The organism is Halorubrum salsamenti (assembly GCF_007671685.1).
GTDB classification, from domain to species: Archaea; Halobacteriota; Halobacteria; order Halobacteriales; family Haloferacaceae; genus Halorubrum; species Halorubrum salsamenti.
This window is the reverse complement of record NZ_VCNL01000003.1, coordinates 197,573-222,084: the sequence shown is the minus strand read 5'-3', so window position 1 is coordinate 222,084 and position 24,512 is coordinate 197,573. Positions and strand designations below refer to the sequence as shown.

Below are 24,512 nucleotides of genomic sequence, written 5' to 3'. Positions count from 1 at the left end.
AGACGGACGAGACGGACGAGACGGACGAGACGGACGAGACGGACGAGACGGACGAGACGGACGAGACGGACGAGACGGACGAGACGAACGAGACGGACGATGAATCCGAAGACGGGACGCCCGGCTTCGGTGCGCTCGTCGCACTCGTCGCCCTCATCGCGGCTGCGCTCCTCGCGACGCGGCGGAACGAGTAACGCAGCAGCGATTCACCACACTCGCTAACCACCGGCCCTCGCGGGCCGACTCCCGCGGTTTTTCTTTATCGGACTGCGCGTCCAGCGGCAGCGCTTCTCCGAGACATCGCTCCTCTCGCGGTGGTGCGCGTGCTACTCGTCGTTTCTGCGCTCTGTCACCGATCGTGTATGACAGTCGCCGCCAGATGTGAAATAGCGTTTTTAGGGCCTGAAATGGCTGTTTGGTGGGGGTGCCTCTAATCCACATCTACACAAAGTATTTATCAGAACCGGTGTACGTTCCATGTGCAGATCCCTACCCAACGAGAACGCGACCGACGCAATTCAAACTACAACCCCAAACAATGACAAGCGATAACACTACACGGAAGAAGGTCGGTGCGGCCTTCTTCAGCGTGGTCATGGTTCTTTCCGTGGCTACGGTCGGTTTTGCCGGCTTTGCCGGTTCCGCAGCCGCCCAAACGACTAACCCCACCGACGTCGACTTCGTCGTCGACGGACAAACGAACCCGAGTATCGTGTATCAGGGCCAGGATGTCACCGCGATAGACATCCAAGCTGACACGGAGTACGTGCTCCGATCGGTGGACGAGTACGACGGTGATGACGTCTCGAGTAGTACGTTCGAGGCGGAGTACGAAACGGATAGTGATGGAAACCTCACGATCGACACGAGTGATCTCGAGGCCAACGACTACTTCCTCCGCGGGCCTGACCTGGACGAGACTCGGGGTAACACCTTCGAGCTGACCGTCCAAGAGCTCACTGTCGATTGGGAAGAGGCGACCTACGACACCGGCGAAGAGGAGGCCGAGCTCAACGTCGAGTCCCGCCGGAACAGCTACAACATGAACGTCAGTGCTGACGGCCTCGACTACGACGAGCTTGAGGCGCTGTTCGGCGGAAACAGCAACAACGACCCCGTTAACGGAATCGCGCAGGACGCCGCAGAAGATGACGACGAGATCATCGTTCGCGGCTTCCGTGACGACGCGCTGATCGCTGACTTCAACAACGCCGATATCGACGCCGGTGAGTACGAGTTCACGGCTGAAGTGACCGATACCGACGCCGAGGACACCGCGTCGGTGACCATCGAGGAGGAGGACGTTAGCGCGGACTTCGCCGAGTCTATCACCACCGATGCGGCCGGCGACGTCGTCGAAATGACCGTCGAACTTGAGGACTCCGACAGCGTGTTCGTCTCCATCGGCGGAAACAACGTCGGCTTCTTCGACGTGGTTTACGTCGAGGACGACGACGGTGACGGCGAAGCGACCTTCCAAGTCAACACCCGGACGCTCGGAACCGATGAAGCGGCGAACGCGTACTCTTCGGCCGACGATATCGTCGAAACTGACGTAGCCAGCGAAGGCGCGTCGTTCGAGAACGAAGACGGTGACACCTTCACCGACGTCCGTGACTTCCGCACGAGTTCCGACGGGCTCGACCAGGGTGAGATCGCGCGACCGATCCAGCCCGGCGAGTACGATCTGATCGCGAGCGACGGTGACTTCTCCGCCGATGATGACGGCGACCTCATCGTTGCGAACGAGCGGGACCTTGCGACGCTCGAACTGGTGGAGCCGACAATCGACGGCGTGACGATCCACACGGCTCCGGCCGGTGCCACTGGCGACGCTGACGACGTTGAGGCGCTCCTCGAGGAGGTCACCGCGAGCGAGTCTATCGCCTTGGACGACCGCATGGTCATCCAGGTCGAAGCCGACGGTATCGAGGGCTTCGTCGCCCAGGAGGGCGGGACGACCCTCGACGACCTCAACGAGGGCATCAACGGTGCCGCCTTCAACGAGCTCGTTGACGATGACAACGGACAGGGTGTGAATTTCGAGGTCGAAGCGACGTCGGCGACTGCGAATCAGGACCCGGCCGCGCTCGACTTCTCGGAGACGACCGTCTACTTCGCTGACGGTCAGTTCTTCGTCGTCGCCGACACGAGCAACGACGACGCGTTCGACGGCTCCGTCTCCGACGGTGACAGCTTCGATGTTGCCTACGAGTACGAGACCGACGAGGACGAGCGCTACAGCTTCGACGATGACTCGCCGCCGACGTGGGACAGCAACGACAACGCGGACTCGTTCCCGTACTTCGCACCCGGCGACAGCGCCTCCGCGGAGGCCAGCTTTACGCTGGAGGACCGCGAAGCGTCCTTCGACAACGAGAACGCCGACGGCTTCGTCGAAGTCGCAGTTAACGAGGAAGCATCGGTCACGGGTACGACGAACGTGGCTCCGGGCTCGGACGTGAGCGTCCGCCTGCGCTCGGCGTCGGATGTGTCTCCGCAGTTCATCCTCACTGATAACGACGCGGAGATCGCCGAGGACGGGACGTTCAACGCGACCCTCGACACGACCGAAGGTGAGGTCGACAACGAGGCGACGCTCCGCTTCCGCGTCGACAGCACCAACGTCGAGGAGGCCGACGCTGTCCTCGTCGAATCGGTCGACGACGGTGAAGACGGCGAGGACGGCGAGGACGGTGAAGACGGCGAGGACGGCCAGGACGGCGAGGACGGCCAGGACGGCGAGGACGGCGAGGACGGCCAGGACGGTGAAAACGGTGAAGACGGTACGGACGGCAACGAGACCGACGGTGAGGACGGCGGAGACGGTGAAACCGACGACGGAACGCCCGGCTTCGGTGCCATCGTGGCGCTCGTCGCCCTCATCGCGGCTGCGCTCCTCGCGACGCGGCGGAACGAGTAACGCAGCAGCGACACTCGCTATTTCGCAACTACCGGTCCTCGCGGGCCGACTCCCTCGCGGTTTTCCTTATTGCGCCACGTCTCGACCGGTGAGCGACAGCGCTACGCAGCGCCGCACAGCGCAGACCGCGTGACGCGGTGTCGCTACCGGATCGAGACCCGATTCGTGACGACCGCCGCGATCGTGGATTGGACGACGGGACGGCCGAATCGAGCTTGCGAGCGCTTCGGCGTCGTCGATGTAGCTGACACACCCTCACCGAACGCCGAGTGCCACCGACCCGCATGCGAACCCCGTAGCGAAGCGGTTAAGGGCGAACCGCGGGAAGTACGGGCAACTCGCTGGTGCGGACACAGCGGGCACTCGCCGCCGGGGTCGGTTCGACGCCGCGATGGCCGTCGACGCCGCGCCCCGGGACGAGACGACATGTGGCCGCTTCGCGGCTGAATCGCAACCGTCCGCGGACAACATATGGCACGAAGCTTCTACTCGCACATCAAGGAGGCGTGGCGGTCCCCCAAGGAGGGGAAACTGGCAGAGCTGCAGTGGCAGCGCAAACAGGAGTGGCGCGACGAGGGCGCCATCGAGCGCATCGAGCGTCCCACTCGTCTGGACAAGGCCCGCGAGCTGGGCTACAAGGCGAAGCAGGGCGTCATCGTCGCCCGCGTGAGCGTCCGCAAGGGCGGCTCGCGCAAGCAGCGACACAAGGCCGGTCGCCGCTCGAAGCGTCAGGGCGTCAACCGGCTCTCACGCCGCAAATCGATCCAGCGCATCGCTGAGGAGCGGGCCTCCCGCAAGTACCGGAATCTCCGCGTGCTCAACTCCTACTGGGTCGGCGAGGACGGCTCCCAGAAGTGGCACGAAGTGATTCTGGTGGACCCGAACCATCCCGCGATCGAGAACGACGACGACCTCGGGTGGATCGTCTCGGACGACCACAAGGGGCGCGCGTACCGCGGGCTCACCTCCGCCGGCACCAAGGGCCGCGGCCAGCGCACGCGCGGGAAGGGCACGGAGAAGACCCGCCCGAGCGTCACCGGCAACGACCGTCAGGGCAAGTAAGCCGACCGCGGTCCCGATCGATTTCTTCGCTTATATCGTCCCACCGGGGACACGATTATACCGACTCACCGCCCACACTCACGCATGAGTCTCTCGCTCGACGCCGATCAGCTCGACCGGTACTCCAGACACGTCATCATGGACGAGGTCGGCCCGGAGGGGCAAAAGCGCCTCCTCGACGGGCACGCGCTCGTCGTCGGCGCGGGAGGGCTCGGCGCCCCGGTCATCCAGTACCTCGCGGCCGCCGGCGTCGGCACCCTCGGCATCGTCGACGACGACGTGGTCGAGCGCTCGAACCTCCAGCGACAGGTGATCCACGGCGACGCCGACGTTGGCGAGCCGAAGGTCGAGTCGGCGGCGCGGTACGTCGACCGGCTCAACCCCGACATCGACGTGGTAACCCACGAGACCCGTCTCGACGAGGGAAACGTCCACGACCTGCTCGCCGGCTACGACCTCGTCGTCGACTGCGCGGACAACTTCCGGACCCGGTACGTCGTCAACGACGCGGCCCGGATCGAGGGGCTTCCCGTCGTCCACGGCGCCATCTACAAGTTCGAGGGACAGGCGACGACGCTCGTCCCAGAGGGCCCCTGCTACCGGTGTCTGTTCCCCGAGGCGCCCGAGCCGGGGACGGTGCCCGACTGCGCGACGACGGGCGTGCTCGGCGTGCTTCCCGGCACCGTTGGGTGCATCCAGGCGACCGAGGCGGTCAAGCTCCTGCTCGGCGCGGGCGAGGCGCTCGAGGGGCGCGTGCTCTTCTACGACGCGATGGACATGACCTTCGAGTCGGTGCCGTATCGGCGCAACCCCGACTGCCCGGTCTGTGGCGACGACGGCATCGAGTCGATCGAGTCGATTGACTACTCGGGCGGGTGCCGCGTCGATGCGGACTGACCGCGACGGGGCGCGATCGCGGCGGACTCACAGCGACCGGTTCGGCATCGTCGCCCCCGCGGCTCCGCCGGACCCGTCATCGACGAAGCCGGAGCGAACGCACCAGCGGCAGTACTGGTAGCCCGTCCGGTTCTCCGCGCCGCAGTGCCGGCAGACGACCGTCTCGCCGTCGGCGTCGAGCGGCGGCGGGTCGCCCGCCGGTCCCGATTCCCCCGCGGTCACCGTGAAGCCCGTCGCTCCGTCGCCGGGCGGCTCCGAGTCGGCCTTCGCCTCCTCGGGTACCTCGCGCGTCGACCCGAGGAAGTCGGCCGGATCGCGGTCCCCGCGCGTGAACAGCCACGCGAACGCGAGGTTGATCAGGGCCACCGCGCCGAGGATCGCGACGAGCGGGGCGATTTCTGTTCCCGTCATGTGTTGTGTGTTAGCACGCAAAGGATATAGGCGCAACGGTGGTGGCGGGACCGCAGTACCGGGAGCGACGGAGCCGAACCGCTCGACCGCGTTCCCCGGTCACTTTATGCACGCCCGGCGAAGGCGGACGTGTATGAAGGAGACAGTCCACACCGACGCGGCCCCCGCGGCCGTCGGCGCGTACAGCCAGGCGACGACGAACGGCGACCTCGTGTTCACGGCCGGGCAGATCCCGTTGACGCCGGACGGCGACCTCCTCGACGACGCGTCGATCGCCGAACAGACCGAGCAGGCGCTCGACAACCTCGTGGCCGTACTCGACGAGGCGGGCGCTGAGTCGACGGACGTGCTCAAAACGACGGTCTTCCTCGCCGACATCGACGACTTCGAGGAGATGAACGAGACGTACGCGGGCTACTTCGAGGAGTCGCCGCCGGCCCGGTCGGCCGTGCAGGCCGGCGCGCTCCCGAAGGGCGTCGGCGTGGAGATCGAGGCCGTCGCCGTCGTCGAGTAGATGGCCGACGGGGGCGGCGTGAGCGATAGGGACGGCGGGAACGACAGGGACGGCGGGAACGACAGGGACGACGGAGCAGACGGGGGCGAGGAGACCACACGCCCGCCCGGAGTCCCGGCGACCCCTCGGACGAGGGCGCGGTCCGCGGCCCTGTGGGGACTGGTCGGGGGGTTCGCGTTCCTCGTGCTCGCGCAGGGGTACCTGCTCCTCGACGGCGACCTCCCCTTCGGGTACGCCGGACTGTTCGCGCTCGCGGGGGCGATCGCCGTCGCGTCCGGCGGGATCGCGTACGCGACCGAGCACCGACTCCACGCGAAAAGAAGGACTTAACAGTCTCACCGGATTATCTCAGGCCGAGCCAGGATGGCCGAGTGGTAAGGCGCACGCCTGGAAAGCGTGTTCCCTTCCGGGATCGGGGGTTCAAATCCCTCTCCTGGCGTCTTTCGCTGTCGCAACAACGAGCGAAGAGCGGAGCGAGCGAAACGTCTGGAGTTCAAATTTCTCTTGGCGCTTTTCCGCAGTATCGCGCCCGTACCCCGCGTAGCGACGCTGTTCGACCACACCACAGACGCTCACGCACACCGGCAGAAGACTCATAAGTGTGGGTGTTGTTCACACGGATGACGATGCCAGACACGAAATCAGGTCGCGAGCGGAAAGGGAGGAATAAGCGCCGGCAGTTGGAGAGCCGCCTCAATCGACGCGAACTCGACGCCGCCGACGAGCCGCCGGAACCGACGCTCGACGAGGTAGACTCGGAGTACCTCACCGAGACCGACCAGCTCGATCGGTGACCGCTCGCGGTCGACCCCGCTTCTCCGTTTTCGTTCGATAGTTCGCATCGCGATCCGCCGGCAAACCGCAGTAGCAAGGTCCCCGTGCGGAGACGCGTTTCGGAATCGACGACCGTCACAGAGATATATATAAACACACCAGATGAGGGCCTTCGATCGAAGTGAAGTCCCGTGCTAACTATACACATAAAAATCGACCGAGAGCCGTGGAGTCTTGCGTTTTTCTCACTGACATCGCAGGGGACGACGATCACGAACGAACGGCGCTCAACGACACATTTATATAGAATCACAATCAATCAAGCGGTGTATGAGCCAGCGAATGCAGCAGGGTCAGCCGATGATCATCATGGGCGACGACGCCCAGCGCGTCAAGGATAAAGACGCACAGGAGTACAACATCTCCGCGGCGCGCGGCGTCGCCGAGTCCGTACGCTCGACGCTCGGGCCGAAAGGGATGGACAAGATGCTCGTCGACTCGATGGGCGACGTCACCATCACGAACGACGGGGTCACCATCCTGCAGACGATGGACATCGACAACCCGACCGCCGAGATGATCGTCGAAGTCGCCGAGACCCAGGAGGACGAGGCCGGCGACGGCACGACGAGCGCGGTCGCTATCGCGGGCGAGCTCCTCAAGAACGCCGAGGACCTCCTCGAACAGGACATCCACCCGACGGCCGTCATCAAGGGTTTCAACCTCGCGAGCGAGTACGCCCGCGAGCAGGTCGACGAGGTCGCCACGCAGGTCGAACCCGACGACACCGAGACGCTGAAGAACGTCGCCGAGACGTCGATGACCGGTAAGGGCGCGGAGCTCGACAAGGACGTGCTCGCCGACCTCGTCGTCCGCGCCATCCAGGGCGTCACCGTCGAGGCCGACGACGGCTCCCACGTCGTCGATCTGGCGAACCTCAACATCGAGACGCGCACCGGACGCGCGGCCGGCGAGTCCCGGCTGCTCTCGGGCGCCGTCATCGACAAGGACCCGGTCCACGAGGACATGCCGACCGACTTCGAGTCGGCGGACGTGCTCTTGCTCAACGATCCGATCGAGGTCGAGGAGGCCGACGTTGACACCGCCGTCAACGTCGACTCGCCCGACCAGCTCCAGAAGTTCCTCGACCAGGAGGAGAAGCAGCTCCGCGACAAGGTCGACAAGATCGTCGAGTCTGGTGCCGACGTGGTCTTCTGTCAGAAGGGGATCGACGACCTCGCCCAGCACTACCTCGCGAAGGAGGGCGTTCTCGCGGTCCGCCGGACGAAGAAGTCCGACCTGAGCTTCCTCAAGAACGTGCTCGGCGCGCCGATCGTCAGCGACCTCGACTCGCTCACGGCCGACGACCTCGCGGTCGGCTCGGTCACCCGCGACGCCGAGGAGGAGCTGTTCTACGTCGAGGGCGAGGACGCCCACGGCGTCACGCTCCTGCTGTACGGCACCACCGAGCACGTCGTCGACGAGCTCGAACGCGGCATTCAGGACGCGATCGACGTGGTCTCGACGACCGTCTCCGACGGGCGCACGCTCCCCGGCGGCGGCGCCATCGAAGTCGAGCTCGCCCGTCGGCTGCGCGACTACGCCGACTCCGTCTCCGGGCGCGAGCAGCTCGCCGTCGAGGCGTTCGCCGACTCGCTCGAGCTGATCCCCCGCGTGCTCGCCGAGAACGCCGGGCTCGACGCCATCGACCTGCTCGTCGACCTCCGCGCGGCCCACGAGGCCGGCGACGCCGACGCCGGGCTGAACGTCTTCTCCGGCGAGGTCGAGAACACGACCGAGGCCGGCGTCGTCGAGACGGCCCACGCGAAGGAGCAGGCGATCGCCTCCGCCGCCGAGGCCGCGAACCTCGTGCTGAAAATCGACGACATCATCTCCGCGGGCGACCTCTCGACCGGCGGCGACGGCGACGAGGGCGGCGCCCCGGCCGGCGGCATGGGCGGGATGGGCGGAATGGGCGGTGCGATGTGAGCTTCGAGTAGGCCACACCCTATCCCCACCTCGTCTGTGTATTGACGCCCGATCACGCGTTTGGACGGTTCACATTTTTGCTTGCGAGATCGGACGCCGGAGTCGCTCCTGTCTTCTGTGAGTTATCTACCTCCTCCGTGGTGAGACTCACCCGTGGTTTCCGGTGCGGTGGCTTCTGTCGATTCGAGGCCCTCCGTGTGTAGGTGTGCAACGGAGGATTTTACCCGGATGCCACACAGGTGTCGACAATGGCGGATTCGTATGCGGAAACGCGAGCCCTCCTCGACGAACGCCCTGAGACCGAGGCGGCGATCGAGGATATCCTCACCGTTGATGAAACGGGGCCGTGGACCTTCGAGGAGATCGAAGCGGATTCGGGCACGTTCGGCGAACTCGTCTCTCGGGGCATCGTCGAGAAAACGGCGGCCGGCTCCTACCGCGTCGTCGACCCCGAGGCCGTGCGTACAGCGGTTGCCGGTGACGGACACGGAGGGACGGCCCCGGCCGAGACGCCCGCTGACAGCACACTCACCCGCGGCACCCGGTGGCTGCAGACGTCTTTCGGTGGCTGGACGGAAGCGCTTCATCGTGACCTGCTCGTCGCGATGACCGCCGTCCTCTCGTTTCTGTTCGTCTTCCGGACGATCACGTTCGGACAGGTGTTTCGCACCGACCGCGTCCTGCTACCGGGGAACGACCCGTACCATTACTTATACTGGGTCGAGCGGCTCGCGGAGGCGGACCCGGACCCGTTCGCCTTTCGCGCCATCGCCGACACGCTCGGGGGGCGTGCGAGCGGTGAGCCACTCGTGTACACGCTCGGGTTGTGGGCGACCGAACTCGGTGGGGGTGACGCTGCAGATGCCATCGCGATCGTCGCGTGGCTCCCCGTGATCGCGGCGCTCATCGTCGGTCTCGGGGTGTACCTCATCGCGACGTGGACGACAAACGACGAGCGCGTTGGTATCACGTCCGTCATCGTCTTCGCGCTGTTACCGGGCCATGCGTTATACTCCGGGATCGGGTTTTTCGATCATCACGCCTTCGATTATCTCTGGTTGACACTGTCGATCGTCGGCGTCGTGTGGCTCGCTCGCGATCACGAACTCCGGGACCCGGGGCGGCGTCTCGAACACCTCACGTCACCGGCCACGTGGGCAGTGGTCGCGGCGCTCGCCGTCGTGTTCGCTATCATGGCCCACTCGTGGAACGGATCGCCGATCCTGCTCGTCGGGCTCGCGGTGTACGTGACCGTGCGGGCGACCGCTGATCTCCGCGCCGGCTGGAACCCACTCGTCGCGACAACCCCGATCGTCGCCGCGCTGGGTCTCGGCTTCGGCCTCGCGTATCTCCTTCACAGCCGAGCCGGGTGGCAAGAACCGGTTGCCGTCTATGCCGTGCTGTTAGTCTGTGTCGGGGCGGCCGTCGTTTCGGGTGCCGCGGCCGTGCTTCAGCGTCTCGACGTGCATCCGGGCGTCCACCTCGTCGTCTCGGCGTTGAGCGTGCTCCCGCTCTGGGGCGTGTTGACCGTCGTTCAGCCGGCCGTTGCGTCCCGGTTTCTCTCCCGGATCCGCGGATCCTTATTCGGGCGTGAAGGGATCGCGGAAACGCGGAGCCTCTTTGCGGCCGACTACGGCGTCATTTTCGGTCCGATCGACCACTTCGGCTGGTTCCTTTTCGTGGCACTTCCCGTGATCGGGTTGGTCGGGTGGCGATGTGTCCAGTCACACGAGCCGCGGTGGCTGGTCCCCGTCAGCTACGCCTCCGTACTGGTGACGTTCGCGCTTATCCAGCTTCGATTCGCGGGCGAATCGGCCGCGGTCGTGGCCGTCTTTGCCGGCCTCGGCGTTGTCTATCTGCTTTCGGTGATCGACGTGGCCGAACGCCCGTCGCCATTCGGGGAGCGGTCAGCGCGCGTGCGGATCGCGCTCCGACCGGCCGGGATCTCGGGCCAACAGATCGGCTACGCGTTTGCGATCGTACTGCTCGTCTCCAGTCTGAGTCTGTTCATGGTGCCTGTAATGATGGACAATCTCGCTGCGACCGACGGCGAGGCCGAGGCGATCGAGTGGATCGACGCGGACGCCGCCGAGAGCGACGGCCCCGACTACGTCTTAAACGACTGGGGTCGCAACCGGATGTTCAACTACGCGGTGGGCGGTGACTCAAACTCGTACGCCTATGCGCAACGCACCTATGAGTCGTTCATCAGCGATCCGAACCCGGACTCGTACGCCGACGAGTTCAGCGGCCGAGTCGGGTACGTCGCCATTGAGGAGGTCGAATCAGACGCCCCTGCCTCCTCTGGATATGCACAACTGTACGAGGCACGCGGGAGTGCGACCTCGGCGGCGAACGGCTCCGGACGGTTCGAGTTGGTGTTTACCACGTCGGATGACTCGATCGCGGTGTTCAAACCGGTTCCTGGGGCGACGATTACCGGTGAGGCCGAACCGGGCGCCACCGTCTCCGTCCACACGAACGTGACCACGGCGAGTGAGACGTTCACCTACGAGCGTCGGACCACTGCCGGCGACGACGGGACGTTCACAATCACGGTCGCGCACGCGGGCGACTACCGTGTCGACGGCGCCCTGTCGAATCCGAACGGCACGACCATCTCGGTCACGGATGCCGCTGTACACGCTGGCGAGACGCACGCGATTTGAGCCTACCGGGCGGCTCCATCAGGGCTCATCGATCCGGTCGAGATATCCCGACGTCGCCGCCCCGCCCGCCGCTGTCACCGACATCGCAGTCCATTTATAGATTGTCCACCGTACGTACGGCTAATGCTCTCCGGGTGGCAGTATCGGCTGCGTAGCGTCGGCGGTGTCGCAGCCATCACTGCGCTCACAGTCGCGGTCGCAAACAGCAGCGCAGTCCACACGCTGCTCACCCGGCTGCCAGTCGTCGGTCGGCTGGCCGCGGACGCGCCGGTGGGTGCCGAACTCGTGTTCGAGATGGCGACGACCGTCGTTATTGTGACGGCGGCGTTTCTGCCGTTGTACAAGCCGCGGCCGCGGCGCATTCTCGACACGGTTGCGCTCACCCAAAAGCGGGTCATGGTCGCGATGCTCACGCTCGCCGCGATCGGGTACTTCGACTACACGTATCGACTCCCGCGGACGACGCTCATCGCGATCACGCCGCTGTTGCTCGTCATGCTGCCCGCGTGGTTCGTGGGGATTCGGCATCGACCGAACGGTGACGCCGAGCGGGCCCTTATCGTCGGGGATGATCCGGCCGCGATCGAGGGACTTGCTGCCGACATCGATATGCCGCTCATCGGATATCTCTGTCCGACGAGCGGCTTCATGACTGGTCCGTCGTCGCGACCGGTGGCCGCTGTTGCAGACGGCGGCGTCCAGCTGAACGGGCTTGAGCGGCTGGGCGGACTCTCGCGGATCGAAGACGTGCTGGTCGAGTACGACATCGATACCGCCGTGTTGGCGTTCGAACACACGGACCGAGCCGAGTTCTTCGGCGCGCTCGATGCGTGTTACGAACACGGCGTCGACGTGCTTGTCCACCGCGATCACGCCGATCGGGTGTTGACTGCCGATAGTGATGCCGGGACGCTCGTTACCGTCGACGTCGAGCCGTGGGACATCCAAGACCACATGCTCAAGCGCAGCTTTGACGTCGTGTTCTCGGTGGTCGGGTTGGCGGTGTTGAGTCCCGTTATCTGTGCCATTATCGTCGCGATCAAGATAGATGATGGCGGGTCGATCCTCTATAGCCAAGAGCGCACTGCGGTGTTCGGCGAGACGTTCGACGTGTTCAAGTTCCGGTCGATGGTTCCCGAGAGTGAATCAGTTGAGCCGGTTGCTGATGCGGCAAATGATCGGATCACGCGTGTCGGGCGCGTGTTGCGCCAGACGCATCTCGACGAGATTCCACAGCTGTGGTCGATCCTCGTCGGCGACATGAGCGTCGTCGGTCCCCGAGCCGTGTGGACCGAAGAAGAGTCGCTGTTGGAGGCGCAAGAACAGTCGTGGCGCAAGCGATGGTTCGTCAAACCGGGGCTCACGGGACTCGCGCAGGTGAACGGTGCGAAAAGTACGGATCCCGAAGAGAAGTTGCGCTACGATCTACAGTACGTCAAACAGCAGTCGTTCACGTACGATCTGAAGCTCGTTGTTCGGCAGATCTGGAAAGTCGGGATCGACGTGATAGAGACGGTCCGTGGGTGACGATTCGCAGCGGTGGGGGCAATCCTGTGGTGAGGCTCCCGAGCGTGCCGAGATGTCGTTCCTTGCGCGCTACGCGTCGGTCTCGACGACGTCTTCGGTGCCCTCGTCGGGCGCGGTGTCCTCGTCGGCGTCGTCGCCCCGGAGGCGGCGCTCGGCCTCCTCGCGGTCCTCCGGATAGCCGACGTCGATCCGCCAGCCGTCGAGACCGATGGCGTCGATCGTCCGGCCCGACTGGATGAGCAGATCGATCGCATCGGAGATCTCGTACTCGTCGCGGTTCGAGGGCTGGACGAGGTGACAGGCGTGGAAGATGGCGGGCGAGAAGGTGTAGAAGCCAGTCATCACGAGGTTGCTCGGCGGGTCCTCCGGCTTCTCGACGACGTCGGTGATTTCGCCGTACTGGTTGGTGTCACAGACGCCGTACCGGGACGCGTCTTCCCAGGGGACCTCCTCGACGAGGAAGGCGGCGTCCGCGCGGTCTTCACGCTGGCGACGGACCACGTCCTGGAGGTTCGCCTGGAAGATGTTGTCGCCGAGGATGAGCATGAAGTCGTCGTCGATGTGTTCCTCGACCGTCAGGAGGGCGTGGGCGAGCCCCTTCTGTTCGCGCTGGTGCGTGTAGGTGATCGGGACGCCCTCGTACTCGTCGCCGTAGTGGTCGATGATGTCCTCCTTCATGTAGCCGACGACGACGATGAGTTCGTCGGCTCCCAGGTCGATCAGCTGATCGAAACAGTGGGTGACGAGGGGTTTCCCGTCGACCTCGACCATCCCCTTGGGCTTGTCGTCCGTGAGCGGGCGGAGGCGCGTGCCCTTGCCGGCCGCGAGTACGACTGCTTTCATGATCCGACAGTTCAGTTCAGCCAATCATAAGGATTCTGGCTTCACGAGCCGGAACGCTGTCCACAGGGCGATCGATGCGGGTCGCGGCTCCAGCAGCCCACCACTGACACACCGTCGCTTCAAGTGAAGCCGCCCGATCGGTTCCCCGGCTCGGGAGAGTCACACACCACCGTTTCACGTGAATCGACTCGGTGGTCCGGCCTCGCCAAGCTCGTTCACGAGGCTCGGAGATCGCTCGATTTCGCGTTTCCGTGCGTTTTTCGGGTGGTCTTCACTCGAAACGGTGGTGTGTCCGTGTTGTTCTGAGGCGGGGATCCGGGGCGCACGGCCGGACGATCTCGATGTCCTCCCGAGGCCGTCAGGCCAGTGGACGGACGGAACGCGAGCAGTCCGAACCGGTATCGATCCGAACCGGTACGTTTGTACGCTGGCGTCGGATACGAGCGCGTAATGCGAATTCTCCGTGTCGCGCCGTGGATTTACCCCGACACGAAGGGCGGTGGGGATTACCACGTTCACGCGATGTCGCGAGACCAGGCCGCGATGGGTCACGACGTGACGGTGCTCACGACGCGGGAGGACGAGTCGCTGCCGCGGATCGAGGAGACGCACGGGTACACGATCGTTCGCGTGTCTCCGGGCGTGACCCTGTTGGGGAACGACGTCTCGCCCGCGGTGGCGCGGTACCTCTGGCATTCGGACGGCGAGGACTTCGACGTCATCCATGCGCACTCGCACTGCTACTTCGTGACGAACCTCGCGGCGCTGAAGCGGCGGCTCGGCGACCTCCCGCTGGCGATTACGAACCACGGCCTGTACAGTCAGAACGCGCCGGAGCGCCTGTTCTCGCTGTACCTGCAGACGCTCGGGCGGTGGACGTTCAACCAGGCGGACGTGGTGTTCTGTTACACCGACGTGGACAAACAGCGCGTCCGGGAGTTGGGCGTGAGTTCACGGATCGAGGTCGTCTCGAACGGGATCGACACGGAGCGATTCACGCCGGAGGGGCCGGAGAGCGACCTGATCGACGCGGAGGGACCGGTCGTGTTGTTCGTCGGGCGGTTCGCGGAGGGGAAGCGACCGTGGCTCGCGGTCGAGGCGTTCGCGGGGGTGTTGGAGGAGTACCCGGACGCGGAGCTGTACCTGTGTGGCGACGGGGCGTTACGCGAGGATCTGGAGACGCAGGTGGCCGAGTTGGGGATCGGGGAGTCGGTGACGTTCCTCGGACACGTGTCCTACGACGAGATGCCGAAGGTGTACCGGAGCGGGGACGTGCTGGTGTTGCCGAGCCGGGCAGAGGGGGTGCCGCGGACGGTGTTGGAGGCGATGGCGAGCGGGCTGGAGATCGTGATGAGCGATCTGGACCAAGTCACGCCAATGCTTGGGAAGCGAGGCCACGTGGTCGCCGATGTTGGGAATGAATCGTTCGCAGACGGACTCTTCGAAGCGATCGAAGACCCTAGTGAGACCTCCGAACAGATCGCGGCGGACGAGCATCGGTGGGCCGATACCGTCGAGCGTACGACTCAGACTCTTCAGTCGATCGCCGAGAAAAACTCATAAGTAATCGCTCCTCTTGTCAACGCATAATGGAGCTGAGTCCGGCGGAGATCGTTAAAAACTCTCTCTTGTACCGCGTCTCAGCACAGCTCATTGAGTGGGCCGAACAGAGTCTATTTCTCCGGGCACTGAACGACGAGCGCGTGCTGGTGGGAGCTCTCGGCTTGGGCTTACTCGCCAGCCTCGTTCGAATACTCTCCTCGGGCCTTCACGTGACCATCCAGTTTCTGAGCTTCGCGCTGCTGTTCGTCGTGCTCGCCGCGGTGACGTGGAACTACACCGAGCCACTCACGAACGAGTAGCTCCCAGCGCGCGATCACGGGTGCGGCGGCGATGACAAGGATAAAATCGAAGATAATTCGATGACGCACCCCGGTTCCGAAGTTTGAGTTGATGGCGCCGTAACCGGCAGTTCCTGCGAAATAGACTACGCCAAGCAGAATGGCGGTCGTAGTGGCGAAATCTCGACTATAGAGAGAACGAACCGCCCCAATAAATATTACAATAGTGATTACTGTTCCAACAAGTGTGAGTCCGTGAAATACTGACTCGACGTGAAGGGGGAACGGCGTGAACTGGAAGTATATCGCTCGTGCTGGCGCCGCCAATAGAAAGTCGAACCATGAACTGTACTCCATTCCGTCGAGGTAGACTGCGCCTCCAGTCGCTCGATACGAGAGTTCCGCATTTACCCGTTCAAACGAATAGAGCAGTTCAGCGAAAAGACCAAATCCAGCTGCTCCGATAGGAACGAGGATGACAAAAATTGATCGCAGAGATAGATCGATATCGGACAACTGAATCACAGTAACACTAACCGCAGCGAGTACGGCGAGTAATGAAACAAGGGCGAGTTCAGGGCGAACGAGGTAGAGCATACCCCACACCGGAAATACAAAGATTCCAACCAAAGCACGTGTTTCTGAGATAGATTTGACTGTGATTGCTAATAGCGAAAAGAAAAGAAACACCGACGTTGAATCGCGCATTGGTAAACTTAACATCAAGAACGAGAGCGGGAGGAACAGGATCATCGTCGTAACCCCGTCAAGCCGGATTCTCCCGTAGAGTGATGTCGTAATGTACCGAATTGGGATCGGGAGGAGGACAGCCAAGAGCCCAGAAATAATGGCGATATTCGTTGGATCGTGGCCAAATATGGCGTACACTATCCCTTGGACTGCTGCGAAGGAAGCAACAGTAGAGCCATCAGGGAGACTTCCTGTCGCTACCAGTTGAGCTGCCTGATCGAACTGACCAAAGTCCCATGTGTATGGTATAATTGGAATAACAACGACTGCAACGATTACGTGCCCCAATAACGCAACTAATCCGAGTCTGAGATACATCTTATCGTCTACTAACTGCGCAATATAAACGAAGACGAGAAACGAGAAACCCGTCGCCGCAAGGACCATTCTAGCTTAATCTCTGTCGCGATGATTAAAAGGATATCTCTCTGCGGCTTTGGATTCGTTCGATGATACTCTTCGGATATACACGGAATCAGAGACACAACGATAATAAGCCGTACTGATAAATACGAGATAGATGTCGGTTCAGAACAACTGGTTCTTACGAAAACTCTACAATACGTCTCCGCCGCAGTTACAATCGCTTGCTGTCTCTGTGTTAGGACTCAAAATCCGCCGCACGCGGTACGATAACCGATTTCAGACGTGTAGCAGAGCATATCGCAGACACCAGTGGAAGAGCGCAACAGACTGGCAACAGGACCAGCTTCACAAACTCCAAGATATCGCTGCGCACGCTAAACAGACGACGAAACACTACAGCGATATTGACCTCGAATCCGTGCGCTCGGCGACGACCCCACGGGAAGCGCTGAAGCACCTACCGTTCTTGGAGAGTGAAACACTCCGTCAAGAGCCTGAGGCGCTCATCTCTTCGGAAGTAGATACTGACGACTGTATCGCGTTGAGTACAAGCGGAACGACCGGAACGCCAAAAACCACGTACCACGACGTGCCGTCTCATATCAAGTATTGGGCGGTTATGAACCGGTTCTGGGGCTGGGGGGGTTGTCGGTACGGAGATCGGCGCGTGTCGTTCACCGGGAATAAGATCGTCCCTGCTGACCAATCGGGAGGACCGTACGGACGATACGACCGGGCAAATAATCGTCTACTGTTGTCGAGTTACCATTTGGGCGAAGAGACGGTCGATGCCTATCTCGACGAAATCGAGGAGTTCGAACCGGACTTCATCGACGGCTATCCCTCTTCGATCCGATACTGTGCGCAGCGGGCTATCGAGACGGATCGAGACGTCGAGATCTCCGCCTGCTTCCCGACTGCCGAGATGCTCCGCGAAGACGATCGATCGATTATCGAGGACGGACTGTCAACGAAGGTGTACAACCAGTACGGATCGACCGAAAGCGCTGCGATCGTGACTGAGTGTTCCAGCGGTCACATGCATGTTAATCCCGAAATCGGGATCATCGAGGTACTGGACGAGGACGGAAATACGGTCTCTGAAGGTGAGGTCGGCGAAATAGTTCTCACCGCGCTGAATAATCGCGCGATGCCGTTAATTCGATATCGGATCGGCGACATGGCTCGTGGGCCGCCAAAGTACGAGGAGTGTGACTGTGGAAGAGAGATGCCGATTATCGACGAGATTATTGGCCGACAGGATGAGGTCGTCGTCACAGAAGACGGGCGCCGGGTTCCGATGTTGAGTTATAATGTATTCAAGTACACTGAGAACATTAGTGAGTCGCGGATCGTACAGGAGTCTGTTGACGAGTTCGTGTTACAGATCGTCCCGGATGATGGGTATACAGACGAACAAGCGGAAATCGCTATCAAGAAGCTCAAGGATCGTGTCGGTGAGGATATCCAAGTTGAGGTCGAAACGCTGGAATCTATTCCACGGACCGACGCTGGGAAGTTCAGGGCAGTGATCAGTAACGTTTCTGCTCAGATGAATCATAAATAAACGATCTGGATTCTATCATTCATCTAAGAAATAAATGACTGCTCTTAATACTAGTTCGACAACCGATCAGACGGAGCTCGTCTACATCATTAACTCCCTACACATTGGCGGGGCTGAGATCGGTCTGTGTCGTCTGCTCAATGGATTGGATCCAGCACGGTACGATATTACTGTGGTTTCTTTAGACGGATTTAGTCAGGATTTCGTCGATGAGTTTCCTGCGTGGGTCCGTATCGTTGATCTCCGGATACGGTCGGGGATCGGTGTGTCGACTATTCGGGAGCTGTATTCGATCGTTCGAACAGCCGACGTGATCGTCGGTTCACTTATTCACTCGTCGATGGTGGCTCGGGCAGCGAAGATTGTGAATCCGACCGCGACGATAGCGACGTGGCACCACGCAGATCAGTTCAAGACTGACCTGCGACGACGGGCGTTCCGTCGGACGGCCGGACTTTGCGATGTGGTTCTCGCTGATTCGGAGCCCGTCGCGGAGATGCTGATCTCGGATCTCAGACTCGATCGATGTCTCGTTCACACAGTTCCTATCGCTGGAATTGATTTGGAGGAGTATACCCCCGTCACGCATCAGGATTCGACGAACATCACTGTTGGGAGCGTTGGACGGTTATCTGAACAAAAAAATCACGAGACTGTATTAGACGTTGCGGAACAGTTCCAGGGCTCTAACATACAATTTAAGATCGCAGGTAACGGTGATTTATACGAAGAATTACAAGCACAGATTAGAGGACGCGGTCTCACGAATGTATCTCTACTAGGACTTGTAGAAGACATTCCGGCGTTCCTCGCAGATCTCGATATTTATTTTCAGCCATCTCTATGGGAGGGGCTCTGTATCACCGTCTTAGAGGCGATGGCTGCCGGACTCCCTGTTGTTGGTAGCGATGTAGGTGGTATCGGGCGGAACGTTGAGGAAGGCAAGTCCGGATATCTGTATGACCCCCATGATACTGATGGGTTTGTCTCAGGAATCCAGAAACTTAGAACCGATCCGAACCTTCGCCGGCAACTCGGTAACCGTGGTAGAGAAATTGTTGGAGAGTCGTTCACTCAAAAACTGCTTGTGAAAGAGTTCGAAAGAGCAATTTCATTAAATATCTGCTAGGACAGAAACTCATATATATCTATCTCTGATTAATCAACGTAATGAATACCGTATTATACGTGGCTATGCTTATTACCCCAGAAATCGAAGGGACGTATAATATTGATTCGTATTCACAGGCTGGTTATCATAAAATATCTAACATAATTGATTCACTGGTCGCCAATAATAAACAAGTTACTGTTATTTCACCACTGTCAGTAACAGAATCGTCACTAATACATAGATCTCCGAAAAAATACACACACCCTGACAACGGAGTAACTATTATTGTACCTAGGCTGCTCAATGTATATGAATTTTCTGTCATTAATAAACTCTTCTTAATTATATTCACAACAGGTGAAGTAATAAAACAAATAATAAGTGACAAAATATTTATGATCTTATTCTACAATATGGTTCCTTCAAAAGCTATACCTGCGACAATTGGGAGTCTAATTTCAAACACTCCCTTAATTCTGGAATATGAAGATGGATCTTTTGCCAACCGCTCCATTGTTGGGAGATTAGCAATCAAATCTAGCCGAATTATTTCTGCACCTTGGGTTGATGGTGCTATCTGTGTCAATGCTTTGCTAGCTAAGAGAGCACCTACAAAGAACACGATCATATTCCGGGGATTCCCCTCCGTTGGACTTCCTGAAGATCTTCCAACTGTTGAATATGATGAATCAAAAACAGTCGTCATGTATGCTGGAAAATTCGATCGTCTAAGAGGAGTTCATACATATATTAATATGATAGAAGAATATCGCGGTGAAAAATGCGAGTTTTGGATCAGTGGCTGGGGTCCAGAAGAAGAAATAAACAAGATTGAAAAAGAAATTAACTTGATTAATAATGACGACGTCACATTTTTTGGTCAATTACCGTTTTCTGAGTATAAGAGGTGTTGTGTTCAAGCAGATGTTCTAATCAATCCACAGGATCCAGATAATTTATTGAGTAAATATACATTTCCTTCAAAAATATTGGATTTCCTTTCAAGTGAGACAATTATTATAACAACTGATATGGCTGATTTAAAATCTGAAATGTCTGATGTACTCATCATCGATGGAAAAAGTCCAGAATCGCTCTCTAAAACACTAGATCACGCTCTAAAAATGGATGAAAATAGTATCAACCGACAAAAAAACAATGGACAACAATGGATTCGTGACCACTGTGATCATAAAAAGATAGGACAGGATATTATAAGACTTGGCTCTTCTTGAGGTATGCTGCCGTCAATCCCGAGACAAACAAATTGCTCCATACAAGGCTTGAGCCGACGACAACAATGTTCTCGCTCATTCGTTTCTGACGGAACTCTCCGAGTAAACACGATATCTCCGACGCCGTGCGCTCTTGGGTAGAGGATTGTTGGTGAGTTCTCAGCAGTAACTGGAAGTCACAGCGGGCAAGGGTGACGCGACCGCGTCACCCGACGAACAATGTTCCCTATCAAGACGTTCGTCTCGGAGCGTCGCGCCGCGAACCTGCTGGAACAGGTTCGCTGGCGCGACGGCGTCTATTGCCCACGCTGCCGTGCCGAATCACAGATTCGCCACGGCAGCTATCGCGTGTTTCAGCGGTATCTGTGTAAGGATTGCGACCGCACGTTCAACGATCAGACCGCACGATCTTCGAACATTCTTCGGTGGCGCTCAGAAAGTGGTTTCTCGCCGTCTACACGTATATCCGCTTCAACACAAGTCTCAGGCAATTAGACGTAGAGATTGACGTTTCATACAAGACGATCTACCGGCGCGTCCAGCGCTTTTTGCGAGCGCTGGACGCGCCTCGACTACAGCTCGAAGGCCCCATCGAGATAGATGAATTCTACGTGAAAGCAGGTCTCAAGGGCCGCGAGCGCGACCGAGAGTCGCGCTCGCGTGGCCTGTCTACGCGCGGACGTGGAACATACGCTGAGGACAAGCTCCCTGTGTTTGTTCTCGCTGATCGCGGCAGTGGTGAACGACACGTGATCCCGACGAAAGCCGCGACCGAATCGAGGATTCGACTCCTGCTGGCTGACCGCCAGCAGGAGTCGTTAACCGTCTACACAGACGGCTTTCGGGCATACGATCCACTTGACGAGGACGACGCATTCACCCGTGAATACGTCGTCCACGGTGACGGCGAGTACGCCGATGGAGACGTTCACGTGAACACCTGCGAGAGCCACGCGTCGCTGGCGCGACGGTGGCTCTCGCCGCATCGAGGTGTCTCTAAAGACAGACTCACGCCGTATATCCGAGCGTTTCAGCTCCGTCGAGAAGTGTTCCGCAAACCGGGGAAAGAAGCGCTCAAAACCATCCTCGAAACTGCGCTATGACTCACCAACAATCTCCGCCACAAGAGCGTGCTGGATATCCTAGGCGAGGAGCATCGTAGAGGCTTGCTCGATCGGTTCATCGTCGAACTGATCGAGCGAGTTCCGGATCGTTTTCCCAACGACTCTGTGCCGTTCAGTCAACGCATCAAGCTGACCGCCCTGATTGCGCCCGATCTTCGCGAGAACGTGTTCTTGCGGCTTTCTCCGTCTACTGCTCTTTGAGCTCGTATAGTTCCTCAAGTGTGACCCTATCGAGCTGAGCCAGTATCGACTATACCAAATCTATCGGTGAATAATACCTCTCGTAGTATCTACTGACGATTATAGCCTATTATCGGACCTAACGAGAAAATCAATCTACAAGTACCCCTATTATATTTTCTCGGGGCCATTGACTAGCCGTCAATAGAAAGATTAAACCAACAATACTATCCAAATCATCCTATGGATATCGACACAAGACTTGCTGAACGCCCCGTATTCGTAACTGGGGCTGATGGATTTGTCGGCTCTCATCTTGTTGATAAACTAATTGAAAGGGGAGCAGATGTTCATGCCTTTGTTCGAGCGACCTCTAGTGGAGAACTGAAGAACATCCGTCACCACGCGGACGAAATAACACTCCATCGTGGTGATATCCGCGATAAACACTCTGTCGAATCAGCTCTTAAGGCATTAAAACCTCATAGTGATTCGCTGATCTTTCATCTCGGTGCGCAGGCTCACGTCGGTGAATCATGGGAGCGACCATACGAAACAGTCGATACGAATATCGTTGGTACGTTAAATCTGCTACAATCTGTTGTCGATCTCGATCTCGACATCGCAAAATTCGACACAGCCGGGACTAGCGAAGAGTACGGTAACGTCAAAGAGGAAATGCTCGGTAAGCATGAGTTCGATGGTGACGACCGTGTTCTCCTGAGTGAGCGTTCGCCAGTCAACCCAACAAGCGTCTACGCAACATCAAAACTGGCTGCGGATTTCCTCACCATGAATTATCACGACGCATACGGGCTTCCAACCGTCACAACACGGATGTTCAACAACTACGGACCACGACAGAACCCGCGATACATTACTGGGACGATCATCACACAGGCGCTTGAACGCGATATCGTTGAACTCGGAAACCTAACTCCGAAACGAGACCTGTGTTACGTCTCTGACGGCGTCCGTGGTCACCTTCACGTTGCTCTCGAAGGCAATCCGGGAGAACAGTACGTCTACGGATACGGCGAAAATCTCTCGATGCGAGAGTGGACTGAGATGATCCTCGATGTCGGTAGTGAACAGGGCTACTGGGAGAACCCTGAGATCGTTCAGGATGATGATCGCTTCCGTCCCGGTGACAGTGATGTCGAGGAGCTTCTCGTCGGATACGAGAAGCTCAATGAGGAGACCGGGTGGAAGCCCGAAGTCTCATGGCGCGAGGGTATCCGACAAACCATCGAGTGGTATGCGGACAATCCAGACAGCTGGTACGGTCGGGTGGACTGGCGATGAGTAGCAGCCAGGAGTACTGGGACGATAAGACGGTTATGGTCACCGGCGGGGCTGGTTTCCTCGGAAGTCATCTGGTCGAGGACCTCGAATCCCGCTCTGATTCGGTCGACGTCTTTGTCCCGCGAAGTGACGACTACGACCTCCGGGAAAAGCCGGACATCAAACGAGCCTTCGAGGACTCGCAAGCGGACATCGTGATCCACCTCGCGGCGACGGTCGGTGGGATCGGGGCCAATCGACAAAACCCTGGTCGATATTTTTACGACAACGCAGTGATGGGCATCGAATTGATGGAACAGGCGCGTCAGTTCGATGTTGAGAAATTCACCATTCTCGGAACGATCTGTGCGTACCCGAAACATACACCGACCCCGTTCAAAGAAAAAAACCTCTTCGATGGCTATCCAGAAGAAACGAATGCCCCCTACGGTATTGCGAAGAAGGCGTTGCTCACACAGTCTCGCGCCTATAGAAAACAGTGGGATTTCAACAGCATCTATCTTCTTCCAGTGAATCTCTATGGTCCGCGTGACGATTTCGACTTGGAGACATCACACGTCATCCCGGCCATCATCCGGAAGTGTATCGAAGCAAGAGAGCGAGGTAACGGGACGATTACTGCTTGGGGGACGGGCGAACCTACTCGGGAGTTTCTCTACGTGAAGGACGCGGCTGAAGGGATCCTTGATGCGACTGAGCGCTACAACTCTTCGGAACCGGTTAATCTCGGGAGCGGCGAAGAGATCTCGATCCGGAAACTGATCGATATTATCGTTGAAGAGGCTGGGTTTGAGGGGAGCGTAGAGTGGGACACCTCGAAGCCGGACGGACAGCCACGACGAAAACTGGATACGTCCCGAGCGAAGCAGCGATTTGACTGGGAGGCGTCGACGAACTTCCGGGAGGGACTCCGAGAGACGATCGACTGGTACGAGAACAACCGGGAGAATCTCGATGAGTGAGTGGATCTCAGAGAAAGACTGGGAAACGATTGTTCAGAACGTACCGATCGTCTCTGTCGATCTCGTGGTAAAACGTTCGGATGGAATCGTACTCGGGAAGAGAACTAACGAACCGGCAAAGGGAGAGTGGTTCGTACCTGGTGGGCGGGTCCTGAAGAGTGAAACCCGAGTTGAGGCAGTCCATCGTATCGCGGAAGAGGAACTCAGAATCACCGTTGAGGTGACTGAGTCTCTTGGAGCATTCGAACACTGCTACGAGACTTCTGACGTTGACGGTGTAGAAACAAAACACTATCTCGCGAATGGATACGTTGTGGAAGTAGATTCAGGTAAGATTCAGCCTGATGACCAGCACGAAGAGATACAAGTATTTGAGTCAGCTCCTGATTCTCTTCATACGTATATTCGATCGTATGCTGATATGTCAGAGGTGATCATCGATTGGTTATAATTGATGCT

20 protein-coding genes, 1 tRNA gene and 2 pseudogenes are annotated in these 24,512 nt (G+C 59.2%); 20 read left to right on the top strand and 3 right to left on the bottom strand.

The window, feature by feature from the left end; translation table 11 throughout:
• From FGL94_RS10155 to ubaA, 4 genes are all read left to right on the top strand, one after another.
• On the top strand, nucleotides 1-194 hold a 194-nt coding region (locus tag FGL94_RS10155), incomplete at its 5' end, for a PGF-CTERM sorting domain-containing protein (protein ID WP_144925035.1).
• A gap of 413 nt (nucleotides 195-607) precedes the next feature.
• Entirely contained in the window at nucleotides 608-2,923 is a 2,316-nt protein-coding gene (locus tag FGL94_RS10150; RefSeq protein WP_186313387.1) for a BGTF surface domain-containing protein, read from the top strand.
• A gap of 471 nt (nucleotides 2,924-3,394) precedes the next feature.
• On the top strand, nucleotides 3,395-3,985 hold the full coding sequence (locus tag FGL94_RS10145) for a 50S ribosomal protein L15e (protein WP_144924337.1): 591 nt from the start codon (nucleotides 3,395-3,397) through the stop codon (nucleotides 3,983-3,985).
• Between the two features lie 84 nt (nucleotides 3,986-4,069).
• On the top strand, nucleotides 4,070-4,882 hold the full coding sequence (ubaA, locus tag FGL94_RS10140) for an SAMP-activating enzyme E1 (protein WP_144924334.1): 813 nt from the start codon (nucleotides 4,070-4,072) through the stop codon (nucleotides 4,880-4,882).
• 27 nt (nucleotides 4,883-4,909) lie between these two features.
• Here the strand turns inward: ubaA and FGL94_RS10135 are convergent, their stop codons facing one another.
• A complete protein-coding gene (locus FGL94_RS10135; RefSeq protein WP_144924331.1) occupies nucleotides 4,910-5,293 on the bottom strand; it encodes a DUF7577 domain-containing protein in 384 nt (127 codons plus the stop codon).
• A 133-nt stretch (nucleotides 5,294-5,426) separates the two neighbouring features.
• On the opposite strand from FGL94_RS10135, the gene FGL94_RS10130 reads away from it, so the two are divergent.
• The 7 genes from FGL94_RS10130 to FGL94_RS10105 all read left to right on the top strand — a co-directional run bounded on the left by FGL94_RS10130 (nucleotide 5,427) and on the right by FGL94_RS10105 (nucleotide 12,766).
• Nucleotides 5,427-5,807, top strand: coding sequence for a Rid family detoxifying hydrolase (locus tag FGL94_RS10130; RefSeq protein WP_144924328.1), 381 nt, complete (start codon nucleotides 5,427-5,429; stop codon nucleotides 5,805-5,807).
• Nucleotides 5,808-6,137, top strand: coding sequence for a hypothetical protein (locus FGL94_RS10125; RefSeq protein WP_394348595.1), 330 nt, complete (start codon nucleotides 5,808-5,810; stop codon nucleotides 6,135-6,137). It abuts the gene before it with no gap.
• 27 nt (nucleotides 6,138-6,164) lie between these two features.
• Nucleotides 6,165-6,246: transfer RNA gene (locus FGL94_RS10120), tRNA-Ser, on the top strand.
• Nucleotides 6,247-6,433: 187 nt separating this feature from the next.
• A complete protein-coding gene (locus tag FGL94_RS18300) occupies nucleotides 6,434-6,601 on the top strand; it encodes a hypothetical protein (protein ID WP_186313386.1) in 168 nt (55 codons plus the stop codon).
• A 322-nt stretch (nucleotides 6,602-6,923) separates the two neighbouring features.
• Nucleotides 6,924-8,570: a thermosome subunit beta gene (thsB, locus tag FGL94_RS10115; RefSeq protein WP_144925029.1), complete on the top strand. Its 1,647-nt coding sequence runs from the start codon at nucleotides 6,924-6,926 to the stop codon at nucleotides 8,568-8,570.
• A 248-nt stretch (nucleotides 8,571-8,818) separates the two neighbouring features.
• Entirely contained in the window at nucleotides 8,819-11,239 is a 2,421-nt protein-coding gene (locus tag FGL94_RS10110) for a hypothetical protein (RefSeq protein ID WP_144924325.1), read from the top strand.
• A gap of 123 nt (nucleotides 11,240-11,362) precedes the next feature.
• Nucleotides 11,363-12,766, top strand: coding sequence for a sugar transferase (locus FGL94_RS10105; RefSeq protein WP_144924322.1), 1,404 nt, complete (start codon nucleotides 11,363-11,365; stop codon nucleotides 12,764-12,766).
• Nucleotides 12,767-12,835: 69 nt separating this feature from the next.
• Here the strand turns inward: FGL94_RS10105 and aglF are convergent, their stop codons facing one another.
• Nucleotides 12,836-13,609, bottom strand: coding sequence for a UTP--glucose-1-phosphate uridylyltransferase AglF (gene aglF, locus FGL94_RS10100; protein ID WP_144924319.1), 774 nt, complete (start codon nucleotides 13,607-13,609; stop codon nucleotides 12,836-12,838).
• A gap of 450 nt (nucleotides 13,610-14,059) precedes the next feature.
• Between aglF and FGL94_RS10095 the strand changes: the two genes are divergently transcribed.
• Nucleotides 14,060-15,172: a glycosyltransferase family 4 protein gene (locus FGL94_RS10095; RefSeq protein WP_144924316.1), complete on the top strand. Its 1,113-nt coding sequence runs from the start codon at nucleotides 14,060-14,062 to the stop codon at nucleotides 15,170-15,172.
• 167 nt (nucleotides 15,173-15,339) lie between these two features.
• On the opposite strand, the gene FGL94_RS10090 is transcribed toward FGL94_RS10095, so the two are convergent.
• Nucleotides 15,340-16,587: a hypothetical protein gene (locus FGL94_RS10090; RefSeq protein WP_144924313.1), complete on the bottom strand. Its 1,248-nt coding sequence runs from the start codon at nucleotides 16,585-16,587 to the stop codon at nucleotides 15,340-15,342.
• A 133-nt stretch (nucleotides 16,588-16,720) separates the two neighbouring features.
• On the opposite strand from FGL94_RS10090, the gene FGL94_RS10085 reads away from it, so the two are divergent.
• From FGL94_RS10085 to FGL94_RS10050, 8 genes and pseudogenes are all read left to right on the top strand, one after another.
• Nucleotides 16,721-18,133, top strand: coding sequence for a phenylacetate--CoA ligase family protein (locus FGL94_RS10085; protein WP_144924310.1), 1,413 nt, complete (start codon nucleotides 16,721-16,723; stop codon nucleotides 18,131-18,133).
• A gap of 34 nt (nucleotides 18,134-18,167) precedes the next feature.
• Nucleotides 18,168-19,262 carry a glycosyltransferase family 4 protein gene (locus tag FGL94_RS10080; protein WP_144924307.1) on the top strand — a complete coding sequence of 365 codons (1,095 nt, stop codon included), beginning with the start codon at nucleotides 18,168-18,170 and terminating at the stop codon, nucleotides 19,260-19,262.
• 41 nt (nucleotides 19,263-19,303) lie between these two features.
• Nucleotides 19,304-20,482 carry a glycosyltransferase gene (locus tag FGL94_RS10075; protein ID WP_144924304.1) on the top strand — a complete coding sequence of 393 codons (1,179 nt, stop codon included), beginning with the start codon at nucleotides 19,304-19,306 and terminating at the stop codon, nucleotides 20,480-20,482.
• A gap of 2 nt (nucleotides 20,483-20,484) precedes the next feature.
• A pseudogene (locus FGL94_RS10070) lies at nucleotides 20,485-20,610 on the top strand (IS6 family transposase); the annotation flags it as partial.
• A 91-nt stretch (nucleotides 20,611-20,701) separates the two neighbouring features.
• Nucleotides 20,702-21,585, top strand: a pseudogene (locus tag FGL94_RS10065) (IS1595 family transposase).
• Nucleotides 21,586-22,029: 444 nt separating this feature from the next.
• Entirely contained in the window at nucleotides 22,030-23,091 is a 1,062-nt protein-coding gene (locus tag FGL94_RS10060) for a GDP-mannose 4,6-dehydratase (RefSeq protein WP_144924301.1), read from the top strand.
• Nucleotides 23,088-24,053, top strand: a complete 966-nt coding sequence (locus FGL94_RS10055; protein ID WP_186313385.1) for a GDP-L-fucose synthase family protein — start codon at nucleotides 23,088-23,090, stop codon at nucleotides 24,051-24,053. Before FGL94_RS10060 ends, FGL94_RS10055 begins: the two co-directional genes overlap by 4 nt.
• Entirely contained in the window at nucleotides 24,046-24,504 is a 459-nt protein-coding gene (locus tag FGL94_RS10050) for a GDP-mannose mannosyl hydrolase (protein WP_144924298.1), read from the top strand. Before FGL94_RS10055 ends, FGL94_RS10050 begins: the two co-directional genes overlap by 8 nt.
• Nucleotides 24,505-24,512 lie beyond the last annotated feature (8 nt).

Excerpts from the sequence above, each read along its gene's own strand:
- FGL94_RS10135 (WP_144924331.1), bottom strand. The coding sequence starts at position 5,293 with ATGACGGGAACAGAAATCGCCCCGCTCGTCGCGATCCTCGGCGCGGTG.
- FGL94_RS10060 (WP_144924301.1), top strand. The coding sequence starts at position 22,030 with ATGGATATCGACACAAGACTTGCTGAACGCCCCGTATTCGTAACTGGG.
- ubaA (WP_144924334.1), top strand. The coding sequence starts at position 4,070 with ATGAGTCTCTCGCTCGACGCCGATCAGCTCGACCGGTACTCCAGACAC.
- thsB (WP_144925029.1), top strand. The coding sequence starts at position 6,924 with ATGCAGCAGGGTCAGCCGATGATCATCATGGGCGACGACGCCCAGCGC.
- FGL94_RS10050 (WP_144924298.1), top strand. The coding sequence starts at position 24,046 with ATGAGTGAGTGGATCTCAGAGAAAGACTGGGAAACGATTGTTCAGAAC.
- FGL94_RS18300 (WP_186313386.1), top strand. The coding sequence starts at position 6,434 with ATGCCAGACACGAAATCAGGTCGCGAGCGGAAAGGGAGGAATAAGCGC.
- FGL94_RS10130 (WP_144924328.1), top strand. The coding sequence starts at position 5,427 with ATGAAGGAGACAGTCCACACCGACGCGGCCCCCGCGGCCGTCGGCGCG.
- FGL94_RS10110 (WP_144924325.1), top strand. The coding sequence starts at position 8,819 with ATGGCGGATTCGTATGCGGAAACGCGAGCCCTCCTCGACGAACGCCCT.
- FGL94_RS10075 (WP_144924304.1), top strand. The coding sequence starts at position 19,304 with ATGAATACCGTATTATACGTGGCTATGCTTATTACCCCAGAAATCGAA.
- FGL94_RS10090 (WP_144924313.1), bottom strand. The coding sequence starts at position 16,587 with ATGGTCCTTGCGGCGACGGGTTTCTCGTTTCTCGTCTTCGTTTATATT.
- FGL94_RS10105 (WP_144924322.1), top strand. The coding sequence starts at position 11,363 with ATGCTCTCCGGGTGGCAGTATCGGCTGCGTAGCGTCGGCGGTGTCGCA.
- FGL94_RS10085 (WP_144924310.1), top strand. The coding sequence starts at position 16,721 with ATGTCGGTTCAGAACAACTGGTTCTTACGAAAACTCTACAATACGTCT.
- FGL94_RS10080 (WP_144924307.1), top strand. The coding sequence starts at position 18,168 with ATGACTGCTCTTAATACTAGTTCGACAACCGATCAGACGGAGCTCGTC.
- FGL94_RS10055 (WP_186313385.1), top strand. The coding sequence starts at position 23,088 with ATGAGTAGCAGCCAGGAGTACTGGGACGATAAGACGGTTATGGTCACC.
- FGL94_RS10125 (WP_394348595.1), top strand. The coding sequence starts at position 5,808 with ATGGCCGACGGGGGCGGCGTGAGCGATAGGGACGGCGGGAACGACAGG.
- aglF (WP_144924319.1), bottom strand. The coding sequence starts at position 13,609 with ATGAAAGCAGTCGTACTCGCGGCCGGCAAGGGCACGCGCCTCCGCCCG.
- FGL94_RS10095 (WP_144924316.1), top strand. The coding sequence starts at position 14,060 with ATGCGAATTCTCCGTGTCGCGCCGTGGATTTACCCCGACACGAAGGGC.
- FGL94_RS10145 (WP_144924337.1), top strand. The coding sequence starts at position 3,395 with ATGGCACGAAGCTTCTACTCGCACATCAAGGAGGCGTGGCGGTCCCCC.